This window comes from Agromyces kandeliae (assembly GCF_009674665.1).
Classification (GTDB): Bacteria; Actinomycetota; Actinomycetes; order Actinomycetales; family Microbacteriaceae; genus Agromyces; species Agromyces kandeliae.
In genome coordinates, this window is the sequence record NZ_WKJD01000004.1 from 113,113 (window position 1) to 136,128 (window position 23,016).

A 23,016-nucleotide genomic window follows, 5' to 3' on the forward strand; every position below is an offset into this window, starting at 1 on the left:
GTGCGCCCGCTCGATCCCAGACTGCTCCGGCGTTCGCGCGCCGCCCGCGGCTTCATGGTCGCGGGCGGCGCGCTCGCGCTGCTCCAGGCGGGGGCCGCGGTCGCGTTCGCATGGGCCCTCGCCGCGCTCGTCGTCGGCCTGATCGAGGGGGATGTCCCGGGCGGAGCGAGCACGATCGTGGCCGTCATGCTGGTCGCGGCATCCGTTCGGGCGCTCACGGGGTGGCTGTGGGAGTGGCTCGGGTCGGCCGGGGCCATGCGCGTCAAGGCCGAGCTGCGGGACGCCCTGCTCGGACGGCTCGAGGACCGCGCGGGCCGGCGGTCGGTCACGACTGCGCGGGCGGCGACGCTGCTCGGGCCCGGCCTGGACGCCCTCGACGAGTACTTCGGACGCTACCTCCCGCAACTCGTGCTGACGGCGGTCGCGACGCCGGTGCTCGTGGTCGCGGCGTGGACCGCGGACTGGGTCTCCGGACTGATCCTCGTGATCGTCCTGCCCCTCATCCCGGTGTTCATGGCGCTCATCGGCATGGCGACCGAGGTCGTCCAGCGTCGGCAGTGGGACCGCCTGCAGGCCCTCTCCCGCGGCTTCCTCGAGGTGCTGGGCGGCCTGTCGACGCTCATGGTCTTCGGCCGCGCCGAACGGCAGTCGCGTCGCATCCGGACGGTCACCGACGAGTACCGCTCGAGCACCATGAAGGTGCTCCGGGTGACCTTCCTGTCGGGGTTCACGCTCGAGCTGGCCGGGAGCCTCTCGGTCGCGCTCGTCGCCGTCTCGATCGGGCTCCGCCTGGTCGCGGGGGACATGGCGTTCGCCCCGGGACTGTTCGTGCTGATCCTCGCACCCGACGTCTTCCTCCCGATCCGGAACGTCGGTGCCGCGTTCCATTCCGCGACGGCCGGCCTCGAGGCGTCCCGCGAGGCGCTCGACCTGCTCGACGCGGACGAACCCCACGGCCCGGTGCGCGGCGATCGTGCCGAACGGACGGATGCCGCGGCGTCCGGCTCCCACGATCCGATCACGGATGGTCTGCGCGGGGGCCTGCGGGTCCGCGACCTCGTCGTCCTCCGCGACGGGCAGCCGGTCACCGCTCCGCTCGACCTCGACGCCGCGCGCGGCGAACTCGTGGCGCTGACGGGGGCGAGCGGGTCGGGGAAGTCGTCGCTGCTCGCCGCGATGCTCGGGTTCGCCGACCGCACCGGCGAGCTCGACCTCGACGGCGTCTCGCTCGGAGCTCGGACGCGCCGGCTCGTGGCCTGGTCCGGACAGGTGCCGCAGCTCGTGGAGGGCACGATCGCCGCGAACATCCGCCTCGGCTCCGAGGACGCCGACCCGGCGCTGCTGCTCCACGCGGCGGCGGTCGCCGGCGTCGACGTCGACCCGGGGCTGCGGCTCGGACCGGCCGGTGCGGGCCTCTCGGGCGGGCAGGCGCAGCGCGTCGCCGTCGCGCGTGCCGTGCACCGAGCGCTCGCGATCGACGCGCCGCTCGTCCTCCTCGACGAACCCACGTCGGCCCTCGACGTCGACCGGGAACGGGCGATGGCGGTCGCGCTCCGTGATCTCGCGCGCTCCGGTCGGATCGTGCTCGTCGCGACCCATCGCGGCGGCCTCGCCGATGCCGCCGACCGCGTCATCCCGATCCGGGAGGCGATCCGTGCCTGATCGTTCCCGTCCGGTCCTGCGGCAGGCGGTCCCGCCCGTGCGCAGGCTCGTGCCGTCGGTGCTCCTCGGCATGCTCGCCGGCCTCTCGAGCGTCGCACTGCTCGCCTCGAGCGCCTGGCTCATCGCCCGCGCCGCCGAGCAGCCTCCGGTGCTGTACCTCTCGCTCGGCGTGGTCGGCGTCCGCGCGTTCGCGCTCGGGCGCGCGGTCTTCCGCTACCTCGAGCGGCTCGCCGGTCACGACGCGGCGTTCCGGCAGCTCGCCGAGATCCGGGTCGGCGTGTTCGAGCGGATGCTCCCGCTCGCGCCCGACGGGCTCGCATCGTCGCGGCGCGGCGACCTGCTCTCGCGCTTCGTCGGCGACGTCGACGAGTTGCAGAACGTGAGCCTGCGGATCGTGCAGCCCGTCGCGAGCGCCGTGATCGTCCTCGCCGCGGCGTTCGCGGGGCTCGCCTGGCTCGCACCGGGCGCCGCGGTGGCCGTGACCGTGGTCCTCGTGATCGGCATCGGCGGCGCCGTGCTCGCCCAGGTGCTGCTCGCCGCTCGCGCGGACGACCGGCTCGCGCCGCTCCGCGGCGAGCTGCAGGCGGCCGTCGTCGAGCACGTGCAGGCGCTCGACGTGCTCGTGGCATTCGGTGCCGCCGACGCCGGGCGCGACCGCATCCGCCGGCTCGGCCGTCGACTCGAGCGCGCGACCCGCGCCCGGGCGTCCGCGGTCGGTCTCGCGGCGGCCGCGATGAGCGCCGTCGGCGCGTTCGCGGCGGCGGCGAGCCTGGGCGCCGCGCAGCCGCTCCTCGAGGGGGGTCGGATCGACGGGCCGACGTTCGCGGTGCTCTGCCTGGTGCCGCTCGCGATCGCCGAGGTCGCCGCGGCGATCCCCGTGGCGCTCGGGTCGCTGCGCGTGGTCCGAGCCAGCGCGCGTCGGGTCGCCGACGCGGTGCCGGAGGTCGTCCCGCCCGAGATCCCGGCACGTCGGCAGGGCGAGCGGGTCGCGACATCCGGGTCTCGATCGCTCACGCCCGCCCCCGGCGGGCGGGGCGTTCCGGCGATCGCGCTCCGAGGTGCGAGTGCGCGATGGCCCGCGATCACGGGCGACATGACGGCTCCGGGTGCCGCCGGCGCATCCGCTCGCCCCGCGCTCGCGCCGCTCGACCTCGACCTCGTCTCGGGCGAGCGAGTGCTCGTCGCCGGACCCTCCGGGTCGGGCAAGACGACGCTGGCGCACGTGCTGGTCCGATTCCTGGAGTACGGCGGCTCGTACCGGATCGGCGGCGTCGAAGCGCGCGACCTCGACCCACGGGACGTCCGCCGCACGGTCGGCCTCGTCGAGCAGCGGCCGTGGCTCTTCGACGAGGACCTCCGGCAGAACCTCGTCTTCGCACGCGACACCGCGACCGACGCGGAACTGCTCGACGTGCTGGAGCGCGTCGGCCTGGCGGAATGGGCGGCCGCGCGCGGCGGCCTCGACGCGCGGGTCGGCGAGCGCGGCGCGCTCGTCTCCGGCGGACAGGCGCAGCGGATCGCGCTGGCCAGGGCGATGCTCGCCGACTTCCCGGTGCTCGTGCTCGACGAGCCGACGGCGAGCGTCGACCCTGCGCAGGCCGACGAGCTCCTGACGGACCTGCTGGCCGCGGCCGGCGACCGGTCGGTGGTGCTGATCTCGCACACCGGCGCGCCGACCGGACTCGTCGATCGCGCCGTCGCGCTCGGCGCCGAGGAGATCGGGCCGGCGGGGTCCGTCGACGAGGATTCCGTGCGTATCGCGCACGGTCGTTGCGGCGAGCGGGGAACCCCCTAGCGGTATCCACCGGGCGCTGGTTGAATCCGTGCATCCGCACCACCCCGATCGCGAAGGAGCCATCACCCCCATGAGAGCACTACGCACCGGTACCGCCGTCGTCGCCGTCGCGGCGCTCGCACTCGGCGCCGGACCGGCATTCGCCCACGACGACACCCCGTGGATCGACGACGGCGTCCTGGATTCCGGCAAGGAGACCCACCAGCACCACGCGCACGACCAGCAGCACGGTGAAGAGGACGGACACCTGCCGCCGTCGAGCGAGAACGTGACGAAGATCGCGAACCTCGATCTCTTCGAGGACGAGGAGGAACCGGGTCGCATCGCCGACGTGTCGGCCTACGGGAACTACGCCTACCTCACGGCCTTCTGGGAGCCCGAGTGCGACCGCGGCGGCGTCTACATCGTCGACATCTCCGACCCGGAGGCACCCGAGCTCGTTACGCTCATCCCGAGCCACCGCGGCACGTTCAGCGGTGAGGGGTCGCAGGTGATCCACCTGGAGACGCCGTACTTCACGGGCGAGGTGCTCGCGTACCAGAACGAGATCTGCCCCGGAGAGACCAAGGGCGTGGGGGGCATGACGCTCGTCGACGTGACCGACCCGACGAAGCCGAAGAAGCTCGTCGAGGGTGCGGGTGACTTCTCGGTCGCGGGCAAGGCCCAGACGAAGTCGAACGAGACCCACTCGGTGCGCATGTGGGCCGACGGCGACAAGGCCTACGCGGTGCTCGTCGACGACCTCGAGGACACCGACATCGACATCCTCGACATCACGAACCCGTCGAAGCCGAAGCTCGTCTCCGAGACCTCGCTCGACGCGGACACCGCCCAGTCGCCCGGCGAGGTGCACGGCGACGCGGTCTTCCTCCACGACATGGTCGTCGAGGAGATCGACGGCGAGATGATCATGCTCGCGTCCTACTGGGACGGCGGATACGCGCTGCTGAACGTCGACGACCCCGCCGACCCGGTCTTCCTCCGCGACACCGACTTCGAGGCGACCGACCCGGTGCGAGCGCTGTTCGGCCAGACCGTGACGCCCGAGGGCAACGCGCACCAGGCCGAGTTCACGAACGACCGCGAGTTCTTCATCGCGACGGACGAGGACTTCGACCCGTTCCGGGTCGTGGCGACCATGGAGGACGGCACGGAGTTCACCGCGATCCAGGGGTCCGACGTGCCGCAGGTCGACGCCGAGACCACGCTCGCGGGCGACACCCGCTTCGTCGGCCTCGCGTGCGACGCAGCGAGCGTTCCGGCCGCGAGCGCCGGCGAGATCGCGATCATCGAGCGCGGCGTGTGCGACTTCACGGTGAAGGTGCAGAACGTCGAGGCGAAGGGCTACGAGGGTGCGGTCGTCTTCAATCGCACGGGCGTCGACGGCTGCGACACGCTCATCTCGATGCTCGTCGAGGCCGGGATCCCCGCGGTCTTCGTCTCGCGGACCGACGGCTTCCGCATCCTGACGGGCGGCGTGCCCGGCGACTACACGTGCGACGCCTCCGGTGCGGGAACGACCGTTCCGACCCCGGTCGGCGGCCTCGGTCAGGACGTCGCCATCCAGGCGGTGTTCGACGGCTGGGGCTACGTGCACCTGTACGACGCCGAGACCATGGTGGACCTCGACCAGTACTGGGTGCCGGAGAGCCAGGACGCCGACTTCGCGTCGGGCTTCGGCGACCTCTCGGTGCACGAGGTCGCGACCGACCCCGATGAGGAGCTCGCCTACATCTCGTACTACGCCGCGGGCTTCCGCGTCGTGAGCTACGCGGGTGGCGAGTTCGAGGAGCTCGGCCACTACATCGAGGACGGCGGGAACAACTTCTGGGGCGTCGAGGTGCACCAGCATCCGAACGGCCAGGAGTACGTGCTCGCCTCCGACCGCGACAGCGGCCTGTACATCTTCCAGTACACGCCGTGATCCGCTGACCGCACCGCACGGCGGGCGGGTGCCGACGGCACCCGCCCGCTGCGCGCGCCGGCGGTGCTCCTCGGCCGTAGGCTGAGGGGATGCCCCGTCGGATCCGGAGTCTCGTGCTGCCCGAGTGGCGCGACCCGGCCGACGTGTTCCTCGCCCTCGCCGTCGGCGCGACCCGCGTCGCCTGGCTCGACGGCGGCGACGACGCGCGGGAGGGGCGGAGCGTGATCGCGATCGCCGCCGACGGCGCCCCCGTCGTGGTCGCGGGCGCCGATGCCGACCCGGATGCCGTCCAAGCGTCGCTCGCGGCCGGGCTCGGGGTCGATCCCGACGTGGCGCGCGAGCCCGGCGCGCGCGCCGCGGTCGGCTGGCACGGTTGGTTCGGCTACGAGTTCGGTGCGCGCATGCTCGGCGTGCCCGCGGCGCCCACCTCGACGCCCGAGGTCGCCTTCTTCCTCGCCGATCGCGTAGTGGTCTTCGAGCACGAGACGCGGCGGGTGCGGCTGGAGTGGATCGAGGACGACGCCGGCGTCCCCGGCGGACTCGACGGGTGGGTGCGCGAGACGACCCTGGCGATCGAACTGGTCGATCCCGGTCGCGGGCGAGCCGAGGCATCCGTCGCCCGAATCGGGGAGAACCCGGCGACGCCCGCGCGCACCCGCTGGCGCCACGACCCCGACGAGTACCGGCGCATGATCGCCGAGTGCCTGGCCGCCATCACGCGCGGCGACGCCTACCAGCTCTGCCTCACCAATCGCGTCGACGTCGACGTGCGGCCCGATCCGATCGCGGCCTACCTCGCCCTGCGGTCCTCGAGCCCGAGCCATCACGGCGGGTTCGTCCGCATCGACGACGTGGCCCTGCTCAGCGCATCGCCCGAGCAGTTCCTGCTCGTCGAGCCCGACCGCACGGTCGCGACCAAGCCGATGAAGGGCACCCGGCCGCGCTCGGCCGATGCGGCGACGGATGCCGCGCTCCGCGCCGAGCTCCACTCGAGCGAGAAGGAGCGCGCCGAGAACCTCATGATCGTCGACCTCATGCGCAACGACCTCGGCCGCATCGCCGAGCTCGGCAGCGTCCGGGTGCCGCACCTGCTCGAGGTCGAGGAGTACCCGCACGTCCACCAGCTCGTCTCGACGGTCACGGCGCGGCTGCGCCATCCGCTGACGGCCCTCGACGCCGTGCGCTCGGCGTTCCCCGCCGGATCGATGACGGGAGCGCCCAAGCTGTCGGCCATGACCATCCTGCACCGACTGGAGCGCGGCCCGCGGGGCGTCTACTCCGGGGCGTTCGGATGCCTCGGGGTCGACGGCACGGCCGACCTCGCGATGGTGATCCGCTCGATCGTGCTCACCCCCGACGGCGCGTCGATCGGCACCGGCGGCGGGATCACGGCGCTGTCCGACCCCGACGAGGAGGTCGAGGAGACCCGCGTCAAGGCGCGCGCGCTCATCGCGGCGCTCGGCGGGGACGCGCCGGATGCGTGGACAGGTGACTCCGGCGGGTCCGCATCGCCGGGCGCACCCGACGTGGACGCCTGACGCGAACGGCCGACGCACGACTCCGGGCATTGAGTAGGCTTGATCCTCGGGCGCCCGTCGTGCGCGCCCGCATCCGGGCGACTCGCCCGCCCCCCGCGCATCACGATTGAGAGTCACGTGGCACACGAGCAGGACACCCCCCAGGCCGAGGCAGGCACCTACGACTTCGCCGCGATCCAGGCGAAGTGGCTTCCGGTGTGGGAGGAGCTCGAGCCGTTCCGTGCGGCGCAGCCGGGGGATACGCGCCCCCGCAAGTACATCCTCGACATGTTCCCCTACCCGTCCGGCGACCTGCACATGGGCCACGCCGAGGCGTTCGGCTTCGGCGACGCCGCCGCCCGCTACTGGCGTCACCAGGGCTTCGACGTGCTGCACCCGATCGGCTGGGACTCCTTCGGCCTCCCCGCGGAGAACGCGGCGATCAAGCGGGGCGCCGACCCCAAGGCGTGGACCTACGCGAACATCGAGCAGCAGAAGCGCTCGTTCAAGCAGTACGCTCCGTCGTTCGACTGGACGCGCGAGCTGCACACGAGCGACCCCGAGTACTACAAGTGGAACCAGTGGCTGTTCCTGAAGCTGTACGAGAAGGGCATCGCGTACCGCAAGGACGGCCAGGTCAACTGGTGCCCGGTCGACCAGACGGTGCTCGCCAACGAGCAGGTCGTCGACGGCCACTGCGAGCGCTGCGGCGCCGTCGTGACGAAGAAGGCGCTCACGCAGTGGTACTTCCGCGTCACCGATTACGCCGACCGCCTGCTCGACGACCTGAACCAGCTCGAGGGCAAGTGGCCGAACAAGGTCCTGACCATGCAGCGCAACTGGATCGGCCGTTCGTCGGGCGCCGACGTCGACTTCGCGATCGAGGGGCGCGACGAGCCCGTCACGGTGTTCACGACGCGCCCCGACACGCTCTACGGCGCGACGTTCATGGTCGTGGCGCCCGACTCTGCCCTCGCGGAGGAACTGGCCGCGGGCGCGTCCGACGAGGTGCGCGCACGCTTCGACGAGTACCTCGGCTCGGTGCGCGCCGAGAGCGACATCGACCGCCTCTCCACCGACCGACCGAAGACCGGCGTCTTCCTGGAGCGCTACGCGGTCAACCCGATCAACGGCGAACGCCTGCCGATCTGGGCGGCCGACTACGTGCTCGCCGACTACGGGCACGGCGCGATCATGGCCGTGCCGGCGCACGACCAGCGCGACCTCGACTTCGCGCGCGCGTTCGAGCTGCCGGTCCGCGTCGTCGTCGACACGAATGCGCCGGTGACCGGGGTCATCCCCGTCATCCCGGTCGACGAGCACGGCGTGCCGCTGCCGATGGACGACCTGCCGACGCTCGACCCCGGGAGCACGGGCATCGCGCTGGCGGGCGAGGGGCGCCTGACGAACTCCGGGCCGCTCAACGGCCTGAGCAAGACCAACGCGATCCGGCGCGCGATCGAGATCCTCGAGGATCGCGGAGTGGGCCGTGCCGCGAAGAACTACCGCCTGCGCGACTGGCTCATCTCCCGCCAGCGCTACTGGGGCACGCCGATCCCGATCATCCACTGCGAGCACTGCGGCGAGGTCGCCGTCCCGGAGGCAGACCTCCCCGTGCGGCTGCCGGATGCCGCGGGCCTCGACCTGTCCCCGAAGGGCGCGAGCCCGCTCGGCGCCGCCGAGGAGTGGGCGCGCGTGACGTGCCCGCAGTGCGGGCGCGAGGCGCGCCGCGACTCGGACACGATGGACACGTTCGTCGACAGCTCCTGGTACTACCTGCGCTACCTGAACCCGAACGACGACGCGCGCGCGTTCGACCCGGCCGAGGCCGAGAAGTGGATGCCGGTCGACCAGTACGTCGGCGGCGTCGAGCACGCCATCCTGCACCTGCTGTACTCGCGCTTCGTCACGAAGGTGCTCTTCGACCTCGGCTACCTCGGCTTCACCGAGCCGTTCACGTCGCTGCTCAACCAGGGCATGGTCATCATGGACGGCACCAAGATGTCGAAGTCGAAGGGCAACCTGGTCGAGTTCGCGTCCGAGCTGTCGGCGCACGGCGCCGATGCGCTGCGCGTCACGATGGCCTTCGCGGGCCCGCCGGAGGACGACATCGACTGGGCCGACGTCTCGCCGGTCGGCGCGGCGAAGTTCCTCGCCCGCGCCTGGCGCATCTCGGGCGAAGTCACCTCGAGCCCCGACGTGGAATGGAAGTCCGGCGACCGGGCGCTCCGGCGCATCACGCATCGCCTGCTCGCCGACGCCCCCGGCCTGGCCGAGTCGTTCAAGTTCAACGTCATCGTGGCGCGACTCATGGAGCTCGTGAATGCGACGCGCAAGGCGATCGACTCCGGTCCCGGAGCCGGTGACGCCGCGGTCCGCGAGGCGGCCGAGGTGACCGCGATGATCCTCGACCTGTTCGCGCCCTACACGGCGGAGGACATGTGGGAGCGGCTCGGGTACGAGCCCACGGTCGCGAACGTGGCGTGGCGCAAGGCCGACCCCGCGCTCCTCGTCGAGGAGTCGGTCACGGCCATCGTGCAGGTCGACGGCAAGGTCCGCGATCGCCTCGAGGTCTCGCCGAAGATCGGTGCCGACGAGCTCGAGTCGCTCGCGCGCGCCTCGGCCGCGGTGACCCGCTCCGTGGGCGACCGCGAGATCGTCAACGTGATCGTGCGGGCGCCGAAGCTCGTCAACATCGCCACGCGCGGCTAGGTCGCGTCCGAACCGAGCCGTCCTCCACAGCGAGGCGGCTCGACCGGTGGATGTCGCGTGCCCGCCATGGGCCGAGTCCGGTCGCGCCTCGTCGTAGCGTCACGGCGTGACCGTCGAACCCCCCGACCCGCTCGACCAGCTCGCCGGCGCGCGCGCCCGCCCGCGGTCGCGCGCGGCCGTGGGCGGGGCGGTCGTGCTGTTCGTCGCCGCGGTCGCAGTCTCCGCGGTGCTGTCGTTCGGGGCGGGCGGCGGGGGTGCGCAGGGCGAGATCGTCCGCGTCGAGGGCGACGGTGCGGGCGGCGCCGCTCCCGGCGTCGGCGCGACGGGCGGGGTTCCTCCCGCGACCGGCGCGGCGGCGATGCCGACGATCCTGGTGCACGTGCTCGGCGCAGTGGCGGAGCCCGGCATCGTCGAGCTCACGACCGGAGCGCGCGTGGTCGACGCCATCGGCGCGGCGGGCGGACTCGCGGGCGACGCCGACCCGGCAGGGGTGAACCTCGCGCGCGTGCTCGTCGACGGCGAGCAGCTCGTCGTGCCGCGCGAAGGCGAGGTGCCGCAGCCGGCCGCCGTCGGCGGCGGCGGCAGCACCGTCGCGGGGAGCGACGGTCGGGTCAGCATCAACCGGGCGGATGTCGCCGCGCTCGACACGCTCCCGAGGATCGGGCCGGCGTTGGCGCAGCGCATCATCGACTGGCGTGAGGCGAACGGGCCCTTCACCGATGTCTCGCAGCTGATGGAGGTGGCGGGCATCGGCGATGCCGTGTACTCCGGGCTCGTCGACCTCGTGAGCCTCTGAGTGCGCGGCCGCCACGACCTCCGCCTGCTCGCCCCGGCAGTGTCGGCGTGGTCGGCCGCATGGATCGCGACCAACGCGCCCGATGCCGGCCTGCCGACGTGGGTGACCCCGATCACCGCCTGGGGCGTGGCGGGAGTCGCGCTCGGTGTCCTGCTCGTCCTTCGGGTGGGCGGTCGCGGGAGCACTGCCGTCCGCATCCACGCGGGCGCGCCGGTCCTCGTCCGTTCCGCTGCCGCGCTGCTGCTGGCGGCATCGGCCGCCGGCATGGTCACGGCCTCGGCGTGGGGTTCGCTCGAACGGCGCGCACCCGAGGCAGTCGCGGCCGCGGCATCCGGGCGCGAGGAGGTCGTGGCGAGCGTGAGGCTCGAGTCGGCGCCTCGCCCGGCGAGCGCGGCGCCCTGGTCGGGCGAGCCGAGGGTGCGCGCCGCCGCGACGCTCCTCGCACTGACCACGGACGGCGCCCCGACCGAGGTCGGGCGGATCCGAGTCGACCTGTCGCTGCCCGCAGACGAGCACCCGCTGGGCTTCGGCTCGACCGTCGTCGTCGAGGGTCGGCTCGCGGAACTGCCGCCGTCCTCGCGCGCGGCGTTCCGGCTGTCCGCATCGAGGATCCTCGACACCGGCCAAGCACCACCGTGGCTCGCGTGGACGCATCCGCTTCGCGAGGGGCTGGCCGAGGCATCCGCCCGGCTGGGCGGCGACGGCGGCGCCCTCGTGCCGGGTCTCGCGATCGGCGACACGTCGCGCGTCTCCGACGACCTGCGGGCCGCCATGACCACCGCGTCGCTCACGCACCTGACGGCGGTGTCCGGTGCGAACTGCGCGATCATCACGGCCGCCGCATTCTGGGTCGCGGGGCTCGCCGGCCTCCCACGGGCAGGCCGCGTGGTCGCGGCGCTCGTGGCGTTGACCGGCTTCGTCGCGCTCGTGACCCCGGAGGCCAGCGTCGTGCGGGCGTCCGCCATGGCGCTCGTCGTGCTCACGGCCTGCGCGACCGCGCGCGCCGCCGGCGGCATGCCGGCCCTCGGCCTCGCGGTCGTCGCGCTGCTCGCGCTCGATCCGTGGTACGCCGGCGACGCCGGATTCGCGCTCTCCGTGTGTGCCACGGCCGGACTCGTGCTGCTGTCCGGCCCGCTCGCGACCGTGCTCGCGAGGTGGGTTCCGCGGCCGCTCGCCACCGTCGTGGCGATCCCGCTCGCCGCACAGCTCGCGTGCCAGCCGGTCCTCATCCTCCTCGAGCCGGTCATCCCGGTCTACGGCGTGCCGGCGAACCTCCTCGCCGCGCCCGCCGCCCCGATCGCGACCATGGCCGGCCTGCTGGGCTGCCTCGTGCTGCCCGTGCTGCCGTCCGTGGGCCTCGCCGCCCTCCAGGTGGCCTGGGTGCCCGCGGCGTGGATCGCGCTGCTCGCCCGCGGCGTCGAGCGCATGCCGTTCACCGGCGTGCCGTGGCCGCCCGATGTCGGCGGTGCGATGCTCGCGGCGGCCGCGATCGGTGCCGGTCTCGTCCTCGCGCTCGGAGCCGGTCGGCCCGTGACGCGCGCACGGAGGGCCCTGCGGCGCGCGGCCGCCGTCGCACTCTGCATGAGCGTCGGCATTCCGCTCGGGCTCGCCACCGGCCCACCGATCCTCGCGAGCGCGTCGCGCCCGGCCGATTGGGACGTGTGGCAGTGCGACGTCGGACAGGGGGACGCGGTCCTCGTCCGCAGCGAGGACGCGGTGATGCTCGTCGACGCCGGGCCCGACCCCGACGCCCTCGCCGGATGCCTCGCCGTCGCCGGCGTCGATCGCATCCAGCTCCTCGTGCTCACCCACTGGGACGCGGACCACGTGACGGGCACCGCTGCGCTCGCGGGCAAGGTCGACGACGTGCTCCACGGGCCGCTCGACGGCACCCGTTCAGCGCGCGCGCTCGAGCCGCTCGTCGACGGCGGCGCGACGCACGCCGAGGTCGTCGCCGGGGCGCACGGAACGCTCGGCGCCGCCGCGTGGCGGGTCGTCTGGCCGCGCCCGGACGCGGCACCGGGGAACGACGCGAGCGTCGTGCTCCACCTGGTGACACCCGACTTCGGCGCCCTCTTCCTCGGCGACCTCGGACGGGAGGCGCAGGACGCGATGCGCCGCGCGACGGCGGTCGGCCGCGTCGACCTGGTGAAGGTCGCCCATCACGGCAGTGCCGACCAGAGCGCCGATCTCTACGGCGAGCTCGGGGCATCCGTCGGGCTGATCGGCGTCGGCGCCGAGAACGGGTACGGGCATCCGACGGCATCCCTGCTCGAGGCGCTCGACGGCGCAGCGACGGCGCCCGTGCGCAGCGATACGTCGGGGGCGGCGGCGCTGCGGGCCGTGCCCGGCGGGTTCGAACTCTGGATCGAGCGGGGCGTGGGTGTCGCGGGTGCTCCGTAGACTGGACCGGCACGAGGGAAGGGAGCGCCGTGGCGGCACGTCCGGGCACAGGCAGGTCGAAGACCGCGATCCCGCAGTTGGGGTGGAGCGAGGCTCGGCCGGCGCCGGTCGTCCTGGTCACTGGTGGCGAAGACGTGCTCGCCGAGCGCACGCTGACGATGCTGCGCGAAACGCTCCGCGCCGACGATCCGTCGCTCGAGGTCAGCGACCTCGAGGCCGACGGCTACACGCGCGGAACCCTGCTCACGCTCGCGAGCCCGTCGCTGTTCGGCGAGCCCCGGCTGATCCGGGTCACCGGCGTCGAGAAGTCGAGCGACGAGTTCCTGCTCGACGCACTGGAGTACCTCGCAGCCCCGGCCGAGGGCACCACGGTGGTGCTGCGCCACCGTGGGGGCAATCGCGGCAAGAAGCTGCTCGACGCGCTCCGTGCGGGCCAAGGCGGCGGCATCGAGGTCGTCTGCGCCGAGCTCAAGCGCGACGCCGACAAGCAGGACTTCGCCGCGGCCGAGTTCCGACTCGCGGGGCGGCGTATCGCGCCCGCCGCGCTGCGCGCCCTCGTCGGCGCGTTCAGCGACGACCTCGGCGAACTCGCCGCGGCGTGCCGGCAGCTCATCGCCGACGCCACGGGCGACATCGACGAGGCCACCGTGCGCAGGTACTACGGCGGGCGCGTCGAGACCAATGCGTTCGAGGTCGCCGATGCGGCCATCGCCGGCCGTCACGGAGATGCCCTCATCGCCCTGCGTCACGCGCTCGACTCGGGCGCCGACCCCGTGCCGATCGTCGCGGCGTTCGCCATGAAGATCCGCACCATGGCCAAGGTCGCAGGGTCGCGCGGCGCGACCGCGTCGTCGCTGGGCCTGGCGCCGTGGCAGGTGGACCGCGCACGTCGCGACCTCGGCGGCTGGAGCGACGAGGGCCTCGGCGTCGCCATCCAGGCGCTCGCCGCCGCCGATGCCGCGGTGAAGGGCGCCGAGCGCGATCCCGTCTTCGCGCTCGAGCGGCTCGTGGGCGTCATCGCCGCACGCGGGCGCGCCCTCGCCTGAGTCCCGGCCGGCACCGCGCCAGGAACGACGAAGGCCCCGCACCTGTCGGTGCGGGGCCTTCGAACGACACTCGGATCAGAGCGCGGCGACCTGCTTCGCGATGGCCGACTTGCGGTTCGCGGCCTGGTTCTTGTGGATCACGCCCTTGCTCACGGCCTTGTCGAGCTTGCGGGTCGCGACGCGGAGGGCGGCGGTGGCCTTCTCCTTGTCACCCTCGGCGACGGCCTTGCGGGTGGCGGTGATGACGGTCTTGAGCTCGCTCTTCACGGCCTTGTTGCGCTCCTGCGCCTTCAGGTTGGTGCGGATGCGCTTGATCTGCGACTTGATGTTTGCCACGTGGTTCGTCTTTCGTGTGTTCTGCGGGTACCGGAGTTGCCGCAATCGGTAGAGGGGCCGTCGCGGCGCATCGTGCGGGGGTGGGACCCACACGCAAGCCAACAGGCAACGATACCAGCAACGCCGGTGCGGTACCAAAGCGAACCGGGCCGGCACCGTCGGTCACCGGGTCGCGGCCGCCCGGCGTCGCACCTCCCGGAACTCGAGTTCGGCCACGGCGCCGAGCACGGCCGCCGTGAACTCCTCGGGGCGGGCGAGGCTGACGAGATGGGTGGCTCCCTCGATGTGCACGAGCCGACCGTCGGCGGCGGCGCGGAGCATCCGTCGTTCCTCGAACCGGAAGTGGTCGTAGCGCCCGTTGACGAACCAGACGGGCACCTCGATCGCGGCGATCGAGGCCTCGAGGTCGAGTTCGCCGATCGCGCCGATGGCCGGACGCATGACGTCGAGCGCGACCCCGCCCGCGATGATGTCGTCGACGGCGGCGGGAGAGAGGAAGAGGCGCGCCATCCGGTCGTTGAGGGCGCGGCCCTGATCGGGCAGCCGGCCGATCGCGTCGGCGAGACGCAGGTAGCCGTGCAGCCCCGGGCCGCGCGGGCGGGTGCCGCACGAGGCGGCGACGAGTCCCTCGAGGCCGTGCGGATGCCGCGCCGCGAACTCGATCGACAGGTACCCGCCGAGGCTCAGGCCCACGAGCAGTCGCGGCACGCCGGGGATCGGGTCGCCGATCGCGTCGCGGATGGTGTCGAGCGCACCGGCGAGCGTGAACGGCTCGCCGAGCCTCGAGCCGTGCCCGGGAAGGTCGACGGGCACCGCTTCGAGGTCGTGCCGTTCGAGCCGCAGCACCTGTCCGCGCCACATCGTGGCCGACGTCCGGATGCCGTGGACGAGGACGACGCGGGCTCGCGGCATCGCTCAGCCCGCCCGGATCGCCCCGAGCTCGCGGGCGCGCGCGACCGCCGCGGTGCGGGATCCGACGCCGAGCTTGGTGAAGATGTGGACGAGGTGCGACTTCACCGTCGCCTCGCTGAGGAAGAGCGCCTGGCCGATCTCCCGGTTGGTGCGTCCCGCGGCGACGAGCGCGAGCACCTCGGCCTCGCGCACCGTGAGGCGCTGGTCGCCGGCCCGCTGCGACTCGTCGAGGCGGGACGCGACGGTCGGGGCGAGCGCGGACTCGCCGGCCGCGGCGGCGCGGATCGCCGCGACGAGCTCGCCGGGCGGGGCGTCCTTCAGCAGGTACCCGCTCGCCCCGGCCTCGATGGCACCGAGGATGTCGGCATCGGTGTCGTAGTTCGTGAGGACCAGCACGCGCGGCGCGTTCGGCATCGAGCGGATCCGGCGGGTCGCGTCGACGCCCTGGAGTGCGCCCGGGAACTGCAGGTCCATCAGGACCAGGTCGATCCCGGGCGCCTCGGCGAGCCGGACCGCCTCCTCGGCGCTCGCGGCCTCGCCCACGACGTGGAGGTCGTCCTCGGCCTCGAGGAGCGCGCGCATGCCGGCCCGAACCACGGGGTGGTCGTCGCTGAGCAGGAGCCCGATCATGCCCGGACCACCGGGATCCGCACCGAGAGCGCCGTGCCGCCCCCGGGCGTCGACTCGACGTCGACCGTGCCGCCGAGGCTCTCGGCGCGGCGCCGGATGGCGCGGAGCCCGAACGACGGCGCCGACTCGTCGGCGCTCCCGAGGATCGACGGGTCGAAGCCGATCCCGTCGTCGACGACGTCGAGCGCGACCTCGTCGCCGAGGTAGCTGAGGGTGAGTTCGGCGCGCGCCGCGTCGGCGTGCTTGACGACGTTGGACAGCGAACCCTGCGCGAGCCGCAGGAGCGTGGCCTCGATCGACATGGGGAGCGGGACCGGGTCGCCGCTCAGGGAGAAGGCGATGCGCGTGCGCGTGCCGGCCTGGCGCGCCTGCTCGTTCGTGGCGTCCGCGAGGCGCCGCAGAGCTCCCGGCAGGGTCTGCTCGTCGAGCGCCGGCGGCGTGAGCTCGCGGATGAATCGGCGCGTCTCCTGGAGGTTCTCGGCCGCCGTCTCCCGCGCGAGGCGGAGCTTGTCGCGCGTGCCCGTGTCGGCGACGTCGCGCTCGGCGGCGTGGAGGAGCATCTGGATGCTCGACAGCCCCTGGGCGACGGTGTCGTGGATCTCGCGGGCGATGCGCTCGCGCTCCGCGAGTGTGCCGGCCTCGCGGCTGGCGGCGGCGAGTTCCTCGCGCGTGGCGAGCAGGTCGAGGATGAGCGATTGCCGTTCGCGCGTCTCGACCGCCATCGCCCGGTAGCCGAGGCCGATGATGACCGCGACGCCCGCCGAGATGAGCGGTCCGAGCACGCTGCCGACCTCGAACCCGAGCTGCGAGGTGGAACTCCACACGCTGAGGACGAAGGTGACGCCGACGAGCGGCACCGCCCACCGCGCGGGGAGCACGTGCAGCTCGAGGAAGAACAGCGGGAACGCCAGGAACGCCGCGTCCGGGGTCAGCGCGCTGAGCCCCAGCCAGAGTCCCAGCAGCATGACGAGCCAGGCCGCGCGCATCCACGGCGTCACGACCTGGTGCGCGGTGACCACGCCGACGAGGTACGCGCCGATGAAGGCGATCGAGAGGATCGAGATCGCGACGAGCTGCTCGCCGCCGGAGAGCACCGCGCGCGCGAGGACGAACAACGTGAGGCCGACCACGAGGACGTGGAGTCCGACCCGCAACGAGACGAACACGGGGCGCAGTGCGGACGGCTGCACCCGTCCGACGAGTGGGGCATCGAGCACGGTCATGGTGCGATTCAGCGTAGTCCGGGGCCCCTCGGGCGGCATCCGTCGAAAGTGGGATCGCCCGCATGGGAGAATCGACGGGATGTCTCCGAGAGCCGCTGCCCCACCGGTGCCCGCCGCCACCGATCCCGCGCTGATCCGCAACTTCTGCATCATCGCGCACATCGACCACGGCAAGTCGACGCTCGCCGACCGCATGCTGCAGATCACCGGCGTGGTCGCCGACCGCGACATGCGCGCCCAGTACCTGGACCGCATGGACATCGAGCGCGAGCGCGGCATCACGATCAAGAGCCAGGCCGTGCGGATGCCGTGGGAGCTCGCGGGCACGGGCTACGCCCTGAACATGATCGACACCCCCGGGCACGTCGACTTCAGCTACGAGGTGTCGCGCTCCCTCGCGGCGTGCGAGGGCGCGATCCTCCTGGTGGATGCCGCGCAGGGCATCGAGGCGCAGACGCTGGCGAACCTCTACCTCGCACTCGAGAACGACCTCGAGATCATCCCCGTGCTCAACAAGATCGACCTGCCCGCGGCCGAGCCCGAGAAGTACGCGCGCGAGCTCGCCGACCTGATCGGCGGTTCGCCCGACGACGTGCTGCGGGTCTCCGGCAAGACCGGCATGGGCGTCGAGGACCTGCTCGACCGGGTCGTCGAGCGCATCCCCGCGCCGACGGGCGATGCGGATGCCCCGGCGCGGGCGATGATCTTCGACTCGGTGTACGACAGCTACCGCGGCGTGGTCACCTACGTCCGGATGGTCGACGGCCAGCTGAACCCGCGCGAGCGCATCCAGATGATGTCGACGCGCGCCACGCACGAGATCCTCGAGATCGGGGTGAGCGCGCCCGAGCCGACGCCCACGAAGGGCCTCGGCGTCGGCGAGGTCGGCTACCTCATCACCGGGGTGAAGGACGTCCGCCAGTCGAAGGTGGGCGACACCGTGACGACCGCCGTCAAGGCGGCGGCCGAGCCGCTCGCCGGGTACACGGAGCCGCTGCCGATGGTCTTCTCCGGCCTGTATCCGATCGACGGCAGCGACTACCCCGAGCTCCGCGAGGCGCTCGACAAGCTGAAGCTCTCGGACGCCGCGCTCGTCTACGAGCCCGAGACGTCCGTCGCGCTCGGGTTCGGCTTCCGCTGCGGGTTCCTGGGCCTGCTCCACCTCGAGATCGTCACCGAGCGACTCCGCCGCGAGTTCGACCTCGACATCATCGCGACCGCGCCGTCCGTGGTCTACGAGGTGACCACGGAGGACAAGAAGACCGTTACGGTGACGAACCCGAGCGAGTTCCCCACCGGCGGCAAGATCGCCGAGGTGCGCGAACCCATCGTGAAGGCCGCCATCCTGGCGCCGAAGGACTACGTCGGCACGATCATGGAACTCTGCCAGTCGCGTCGCGGCACGCTCCTCGGCATGGAGTACCTCGGCGAGGACCGCGTCGAGATCCGGTACCACATGCCGCTCGGCGAGATCGTCTTCGACTTCTTCGACAACCTGAAGTCGAAGACCGCCGGGTACGCTTCGCTCGACTACGAGCCCGCGGGCGACCAGGCCGCCGACCTGGTGAAGGTCGACATCCTGCTGCAGGGCGAGCAGGTCGACGCCTTCAGCGCGATCGTGCACCGCGACAAGGCCTACGCGTACGGCGTGCTGATGACGGGCCGCCTGCGCGAGCTCATCCCGAGGCAGCAGTTCGAGGTGCCCATCCAGGCGGCGATCGGGGCGCGCATCATCGCGCGCGAGTCGATCCGGGCCATCCGCAAGGACGTGCTCGCGAAGTGCTACGGCGGTGACATCACCCGCAAGCGCAAGCTCCTCGAGAAGCAGAAGGAGGGCAAGAAGCGCATGAAGATGGTCGGCCGCGTCGAGGTGCCCCAGGAGGCGTTCATCGCCGCCCTGAGCGGGGACACCGAGAAGAAGGACGCCAAGAAGTAGGGGGAGCGATGACCCGGCGAAGCACGTTCACCGACCAGTCCGTCACCTATGGCGCGATCGGCGCGACGCTCGACCCCGACCTGCTGCGCTACCCGCCGGCGGGACTCACGCCCTCCGAGGACTCGGTGCGGCTGGGTTCCGGCCGCGAGCGCTTCGAGGCCTCGGCCGAGTCGCTCATGACGTGGGGCATCCAGCAGGGCGCCGGCTTCACGGTGCTGGACGCCTCGCCCGGCACGGGCGCGCAGTACACGGGCATCGCGTACGACGAGTCGGGCGCGCCGCTCGCCGAGCAGCCCGCAGCGCGCGTCGAGCAGCGTTTCGGCCCCGACGGCACGCCCTACATCAGCGCCGGGATGACCGCCACGCTCAAGCGTCGCGGCCGGTTCCGCTCGCACTCGACCCCGGTCCTCGTCGTGTACGTCGTCGACGAGCCGAACCGCATGGGGTTCGCCTACGGGACCACCGGAGACGCCTCGGAGAACGGCGAGGAGTCGTTCATCCTCGAGCACCGTGACGACGACTCCGTCTGGCTGACGATCCGCTCGGCGTTCGAGCCGAACGGCGGCCTGCGGCGCGTCTTCGGACCGCTCGTGCGGCGGCGGCGACGGGAGCTCACCAAGCGCGAGCTCCGTGCGCTGCATCCCGCCTTCCCCGTCTGATGGCGGGGTCGCTCCCGATCGCCGATCCGGCCCCGGCCGACGGCCTGCTCCCTGCCGGCGCGTTCACGTATGCCGCGTCCCGCGCGTTCGGCGTGTACCTGCACGTGCCGTTCTGCCGAGTGCGGTGCGGGTACTGCGACTTCAACACGTACACGGCGGGTGAGCTGCGCGGCGCCCGTCAGGAGGACTTCGCCGACCAGGCCGCCGCCGAGGTGGGATTCGCGCGCGACGTGCTCGCGGCGTCCGGTGCCCCGGGCCGCCCGGCGTCCACGGTGTTCTTCGGCGGCGGGACGCCGACGCTGCTGCCCGCCGGCGACCTCGTGCGGATGCTCGGTGCGGTGCGCGACGCGTTCGGCCTCGCGGACGGCGCCGAGGTGACGACCGAGGCGAACCCCGACTCGGTCGACGCCGACGACCTGCGCCGCCTCGCGGACGGCGGATTCACCCGGGTGTCGTTCGGCATGCAGTCGGCGGTGCCGCACGTGCTCGCCGCGCTCGACCGGACCCACGACCCGGCGCGGGTCCCGCTCGTCGTGCGGTGGGCGCGCGAGGCAGGGCTGGACGTCAGCCTCGACCTGATCTACGGCACGCCGGGGGAGTCGCTCGCCGACTGGCTCGCCAGCCTCGCGGCCGTTCTGGCCGAGCGCCCCGATCACGTGAGCGCGTACGCGCTCATCGTCGAGGACGGCACCAAGCTCGCCCGGCGGATCCGCCGCGGCGAACTGGCGGCCGTCGACGACGACCTCGCGGCCGACATGTACGAGGTCGCCGACGAGCTGCTGGGAGCGGCCGGCTACGAGTGGTACGAGGTCTCGAACTGGGCGACGGACGCCGCGCACCGGTCGCGGCACAACCTCGGGTACTGGCGGGGCGACGACTGGTGGGGCGTCGGTCCGGGTGCGCACAGCCACGTGGGCGGCGTGCGGTGGTGGAACGCGAAGCACCCCGCGGCCTACGCCGAGCGACTGGCCGCGGGCGTCTCGCCGGCGGTCGGCCGCGAGACGCTCGATCACGCGACCCGCGAGACCGAGCGCGTGCTCCTCGCGACGCGCATCCGGGAGGGCGTCGAGGTGTCGACCCTGCACGCGGGCGGTCGGCACGCGGTGGCCGGCCTCATCGCAGACGGGCTCGTGGACGCGCGAACCGCCCTCGCCGGGCGGCTCACGCTGACCCGACGAGGGCGGCTGCTGGCGGACGCCGTCGTGCGGCGCCTGCTCGAGGACTAGCTGACGAACTTGATCGCGACGGGATACACGTAGTACTCGCCGTTGTTCGCCTTGATGGCCGCGATGATGCCGAACACGATCGCGGCGACCCACGCTGCCAGCAGGATGAAGATGCCGATGATCACGAACGTCAGGATCGATCCCACGACGTAGGCGATCAGCAGCGTGATCTGGAAGTTCAGCGCCGTGGCGGTGTGCTCGCGGATGAAGGGGCCCTTGTCCTTCAGGACCAGGTACCCGATGAGCGCGGGCAGGAATCCGAACAGGATGCCGCCGATGTGGATCAGCGTTGCCCAGAGCTTCTCGTCGGCAGGGCTGAGCGGCTGGTTCTGCTGGTAGGGGCCGCCGCCGGGGGGCGGCGGGGGCGTCGGTCCGCCGGGCGGCGGGGGCGGCGGACCGCCGGCGGGCGGTGTGGGCGGGGTGGGAGGTGGTGCGTCGGACATGATGCGTGCTCCTCTGTGGTCGCGCCCGGACAGGGGACGTTCCCTCATGCTGGCATACGCCGACGCGCCGGTCGAGGGATGCCCGACCGGCGCGTCGAAGGCTCGCCCCGCGACCTACTTGATGAGGCGGATGGCGAACGGGTAGCGGTAGTGGTTGCCGTCCTTCGCGGTCATGAAGGCGATGATCGAGAAGATCACGCCGAGGATCCACGGGATGTAGGTGAGGAAGCCGAAGAGGGCGCCGAACCCGAAGGTGACGACGGTGATGATCGTGGTCAGCACCCAGAGCGCGACCGTGGCGAGCACGAGCGTGATCTGGAAGTTCAGCGCCTCCTTGCCCTCGGTGTTCGTGAACGAACCGCGGTCCTTGAAGACGAGCCAGATGATGAGGGACGGCAGGATGCCGAGGATGCCGCCGAGGTGGGCGAAGGAGCCCCACTGCACGTCCTGCTCATGGGAGAGCGGGGCGGCCGGAGTCGGCTGCGGGGCGGCGTTCGGATCCTGCGGCGGGAGGTTGGAGTCGGTCATGTCGGGAGCCTTTCGATGTGGGGAAGCGCACGTGCCGCGGCCGGGGAGGCCGCGCGGGGTGCGGGACGATGCACACGTTATCGGCGCGACGGACCGCCCGGCAACGGTGTGCGCCCTGAATCTCGCGATATGATTAGCAGTCACGTGGGCGGAGTGCCAAGCACGCGTCGTCCGGGTCCGATCGGTCGAGGGAAGCGAGGGTCATGGTCTCCGAACGCAGTCTCGCGGTCCTCCGCGCGATCGTCCAGGACTACGTCGAGTCGCGCGAGCCGGTCGGCTCGAAGTCGATCGTCGAACGCCACCAGTTCGGCGTGTCCGCCGCGACGATCCGCAACGACATGGCCCTCCTCGAGGAGGAGGAGCTCATCGCGGCGCCGCACACCTCGTCGGGGCGCATCCCCACCGACAAGGGCTATCGGGTGTTCGTCGACCGGCTCGCCGACATCCGCCCCCTCTCGGCGACCCAGCGGCACGCCATCGAGACGTTCCTCGGCGAGTCGAACGACCTCGACGAACTGCTCGGCCGCACCGTCCGACTCGTCTCGCAGCTGACCCGCCAGCTCGCCGTCGTGCAGTACCCGAGCTTCGCGCGCGCCCGCGTGCGGCACGTGGAGCTCGTCTCGCTCGCGCCGACGCGCGTGCTCTGCATCCTCATCTCCGACAGCGGCCAGGTCGAGCAGCGCCTCGCCGAACTCGACCAGCCCGCCGACGAGGCCACGCTCGCCCGGCTGCGCGACCGCCTCAACGAGGTGGCCGCCGGCCTCACGATGGCGGATGCCGCGACGGCCCTGTCGGCCGAGACCGAGCACGCCGACCGCGCCCACGCCGAGGTGCTCCACACGCTCGCGGCGACGCTCGCGGACCAGGCGAAGATCACGCGGTCCGACCGGCTCGTGGTCGCCGGCGCGGCGAACCTCGTGCGCACCGAGCAGGACTTCGCCGGGAACATCCTCGGCGTCATGGAAGCGATCGAGGAGCAGGTCGTCATCCTCCGGCTCTTCGGCGAGATGGCCGCCGACGAGGGCATCGCCGTGCGCATCGGCCGCGAGAACGCCGCGTTCGGGCTCGGCGACACCTCAGTGGTGTCGACCTCGTTCGCCGTCCCGGGGCGCGACGTGTCGCGGCTCGGCGTCGTCGGGCCCACGCGCATGGACTACTCCCAGAGCATGGCCGCCGTCCGCGCGGTCGCCCGCTACCTCTCCCGCACGCTCGGCGAGAGCTGAATCGCACGGAGCCGCCCCGCGGCATCCGTCACCGGCAATCGAAAG

The 23,016-nt window shown here is 72.6% G+C and carries 18 protein-coding genes; 12 read left to right on the top strand and 6 right to left on the bottom strand.

Annotated elements, in window-relative coordinates; genetic code table 11:
* The 8 genes from cydD to holA all read left to right on the top strand — a co-directional run bounded on the left by cydD (window position 1) and on the right by holA (window position 13,855).
* Entirely contained in the window at window positions 1-1,662 is a 1,662-nt protein-coding gene (gene cydD, locus GJR97_RS01710; protein ID WP_324613002.1) for a thiol reductant ABC exporter subunit CydD, read from the top strand.
* Window positions 1,655-3,457, top strand: a complete 1,803-nt coding sequence (gene cydC, locus GJR97_RS01715; RefSeq protein ID WP_324613003.1) for a thiol reductant ABC exporter subunit CydC — start codon at window positions 1,655-1,657, stop codon at window positions 3,455-3,457. Before cydD ends, cydC begins: the two co-directional genes overlap by 8 nt.
* Window positions 3,458-3,527: 70 nt before the next feature.
* The gene (locus tag GJR97_RS01720; protein ID WP_154344804.1) at window positions 3,528-5,381 is read left to right on the top strand and encodes a PA domain-containing protein; all 1,854 of its coding nucleotides are present in this window, start codon (window positions 3,528-3,530) and stop codon (window positions 5,379-5,381) included.
* Between the two features lie 89 nt (window positions 5,382-5,470).
* Window positions 5,471-6,919, top strand: coding sequence for an aminodeoxychorismate synthase component I (gene pabB / locus GJR97_RS01725; RefSeq protein WP_154344805.1), 1,449 nt, complete (start codon window positions 5,471-5,473; stop codon window positions 6,917-6,919).
* 117 nt (window positions 6,920-7,036) lie between these two features.
* Window positions 7,037-9,610 (top strand): leucine--tRNA ligase, encoded by a 2,574-nt coding sequence (gene leuS, locus GJR97_RS01730; protein WP_324613004.1) that lies wholly within the window; start codon window positions 7,037-7,039, stop codon window positions 9,608-9,610.
* Window positions 9,611-9,716: 106 nt separating this feature from the next.
* Window positions 9,717-10,406 carry a ComEA family DNA-binding protein gene (locus GJR97_RS01735; protein WP_324613006.1) on the top strand — a complete coding sequence of 230 codons (690 nt, stop codon included), beginning with the start codon at window positions 9,717-9,719 and terminating at the stop codon, window positions 10,404-10,406.
* Complete coding sequence (locus GJR97_RS01740; protein ID WP_154344807.1) at window positions 10,407-12,809, top strand: ComEC/Rec2 family competence protein; 2,403 nt, start codon at window positions 10,407-10,409, stop codon at window positions 12,807-12,809. It abuts the gene before it with no gap.
* 29 nt (window positions 12,810-12,838) lie between these two features.
* Window positions 12,839-13,855, top strand: a complete 1,017-nt coding sequence (gene holA / locus GJR97_RS01745) for a DNA polymerase III subunit delta (protein WP_324613007.1) — start codon at window positions 12,839-12,841, stop codon at window positions 13,853-13,855.
* 75 nt (window positions 13,856-13,930) lie between these two features.
* Here holA and rpsT read toward each other — a convergent pair whose 3' ends face one another.
* The 4 genes from rpsT to GJR97_RS01765 form a co-directional block, all read right to left on the bottom strand.
* On the bottom strand, window positions 13,931-14,191 hold the full coding sequence (gene rpsT, locus GJR97_RS01750; RefSeq protein ID WP_129235614.1) for a 30S ribosomal protein S20: 261 nt from the start codon (window positions 14,189-14,191) through the stop codon (window positions 13,931-13,933).
* 162 nt (window positions 14,192-14,353) lie between these two features.
* A complete protein-coding gene (locus GJR97_RS01755) occupies window positions 14,354-15,103 on the bottom strand; it encodes an alpha/beta fold hydrolase (RefSeq protein WP_154344809.1) in 750 nt (249 codons plus the stop codon).
* A 3-nt stretch (window positions 15,104-15,106) separates the two neighbouring features.
* Window positions 15,107-15,733, bottom strand: a complete 627-nt coding sequence (locus GJR97_RS01760; protein ID WP_154344810.1) for a response regulator — start codon at window positions 15,731-15,733, stop codon at window positions 15,107-15,109.
* On the bottom strand, window positions 15,730-16,956 hold the full coding sequence (locus tag GJR97_RS01765) for a sensor histidine kinase (RefSeq protein ID WP_154344811.1): 1,227 nt from the start codon (window positions 16,954-16,956) through the stop codon (window positions 15,730-15,732). The genes GJR97_RS01760 and GJR97_RS01765 overlap by 4 nt, the downstream gene beginning before the upstream one ends.
* Before the next feature lie 79 nt (window positions 16,957-17,035).
* Here GJR97_RS01765 and lepA point away from each other — a divergent pair, with 79 nt between their 5' ends.
* The 3 genes from lepA to hemW are packed head-to-tail and all read left to right on the top strand — an operon-like array spanning window position 17,036 to window position 20,777.
* Window positions 17,036-18,892 carry a translation elongation factor 4 gene (gene lepA, locus GJR97_RS01770; protein ID WP_154344812.1) on the top strand — a complete coding sequence of 619 codons (1,857 nt, stop codon included), beginning with the start codon at window positions 17,036-17,038 and terminating at the stop codon, window positions 18,890-18,892.
* 8 nt (window positions 18,893-18,900) lie between these two features.
* Window positions 18,901-19,551, top strand: a complete 651-nt coding sequence (locus GJR97_RS01775; RefSeq protein ID WP_154344813.1) for a DUF1990 family protein — start codon at window positions 18,901-18,903, stop codon at window positions 19,549-19,551.
* A complete protein-coding gene (gene hemW / locus GJR97_RS01780; protein WP_154344814.1) occupies window positions 19,551-20,777 on the top strand; it encodes a radical SAM family heme chaperone HemW in 1,227 nt (408 codons plus the stop codon). Before GJR97_RS01775 ends, hemW begins: the two co-directional genes overlap by 1 nt.
* Here hemW and GJR97_RS01785 read toward each other — a convergent pair.
* Both GJR97_RS01785 and GJR97_RS01790 read right to left on the bottom strand, forming a co-directional pair.
* Window positions 20,774-21,220, bottom strand: coding sequence for a DUF4870 domain-containing protein (locus GJR97_RS01785; protein WP_154344815.1), 447 nt, complete (start codon window positions 21,218-21,220; stop codon window positions 20,774-20,776). The genes hemW and GJR97_RS01785 overlap by 4 nt on opposite strands.
* Before the next feature lie 114 nt (window positions 21,221-21,334).
* A complete protein-coding gene (locus GJR97_RS01790; RefSeq protein WP_129235505.1) occupies window positions 21,335-21,748 on the bottom strand; it encodes a DUF4870 domain-containing protein in 414 nt (137 codons plus the stop codon).
* Between the two features lie 203 nt (window positions 21,749-21,951).
* On the opposite strand from GJR97_RS01790, the gene hrcA reads away from it, so the two are divergent.
* Complete coding sequence (hrcA, locus tag GJR97_RS01795; protein ID WP_154344816.1) at window positions 21,952-22,971, top strand: heat-inducible transcriptional repressor HrcA; 1,020 nt, start codon at window positions 21,952-21,954, stop codon at window positions 22,969-22,971.
* Window positions 22,972-23,016: the final 45 nt, after the last annotated feature.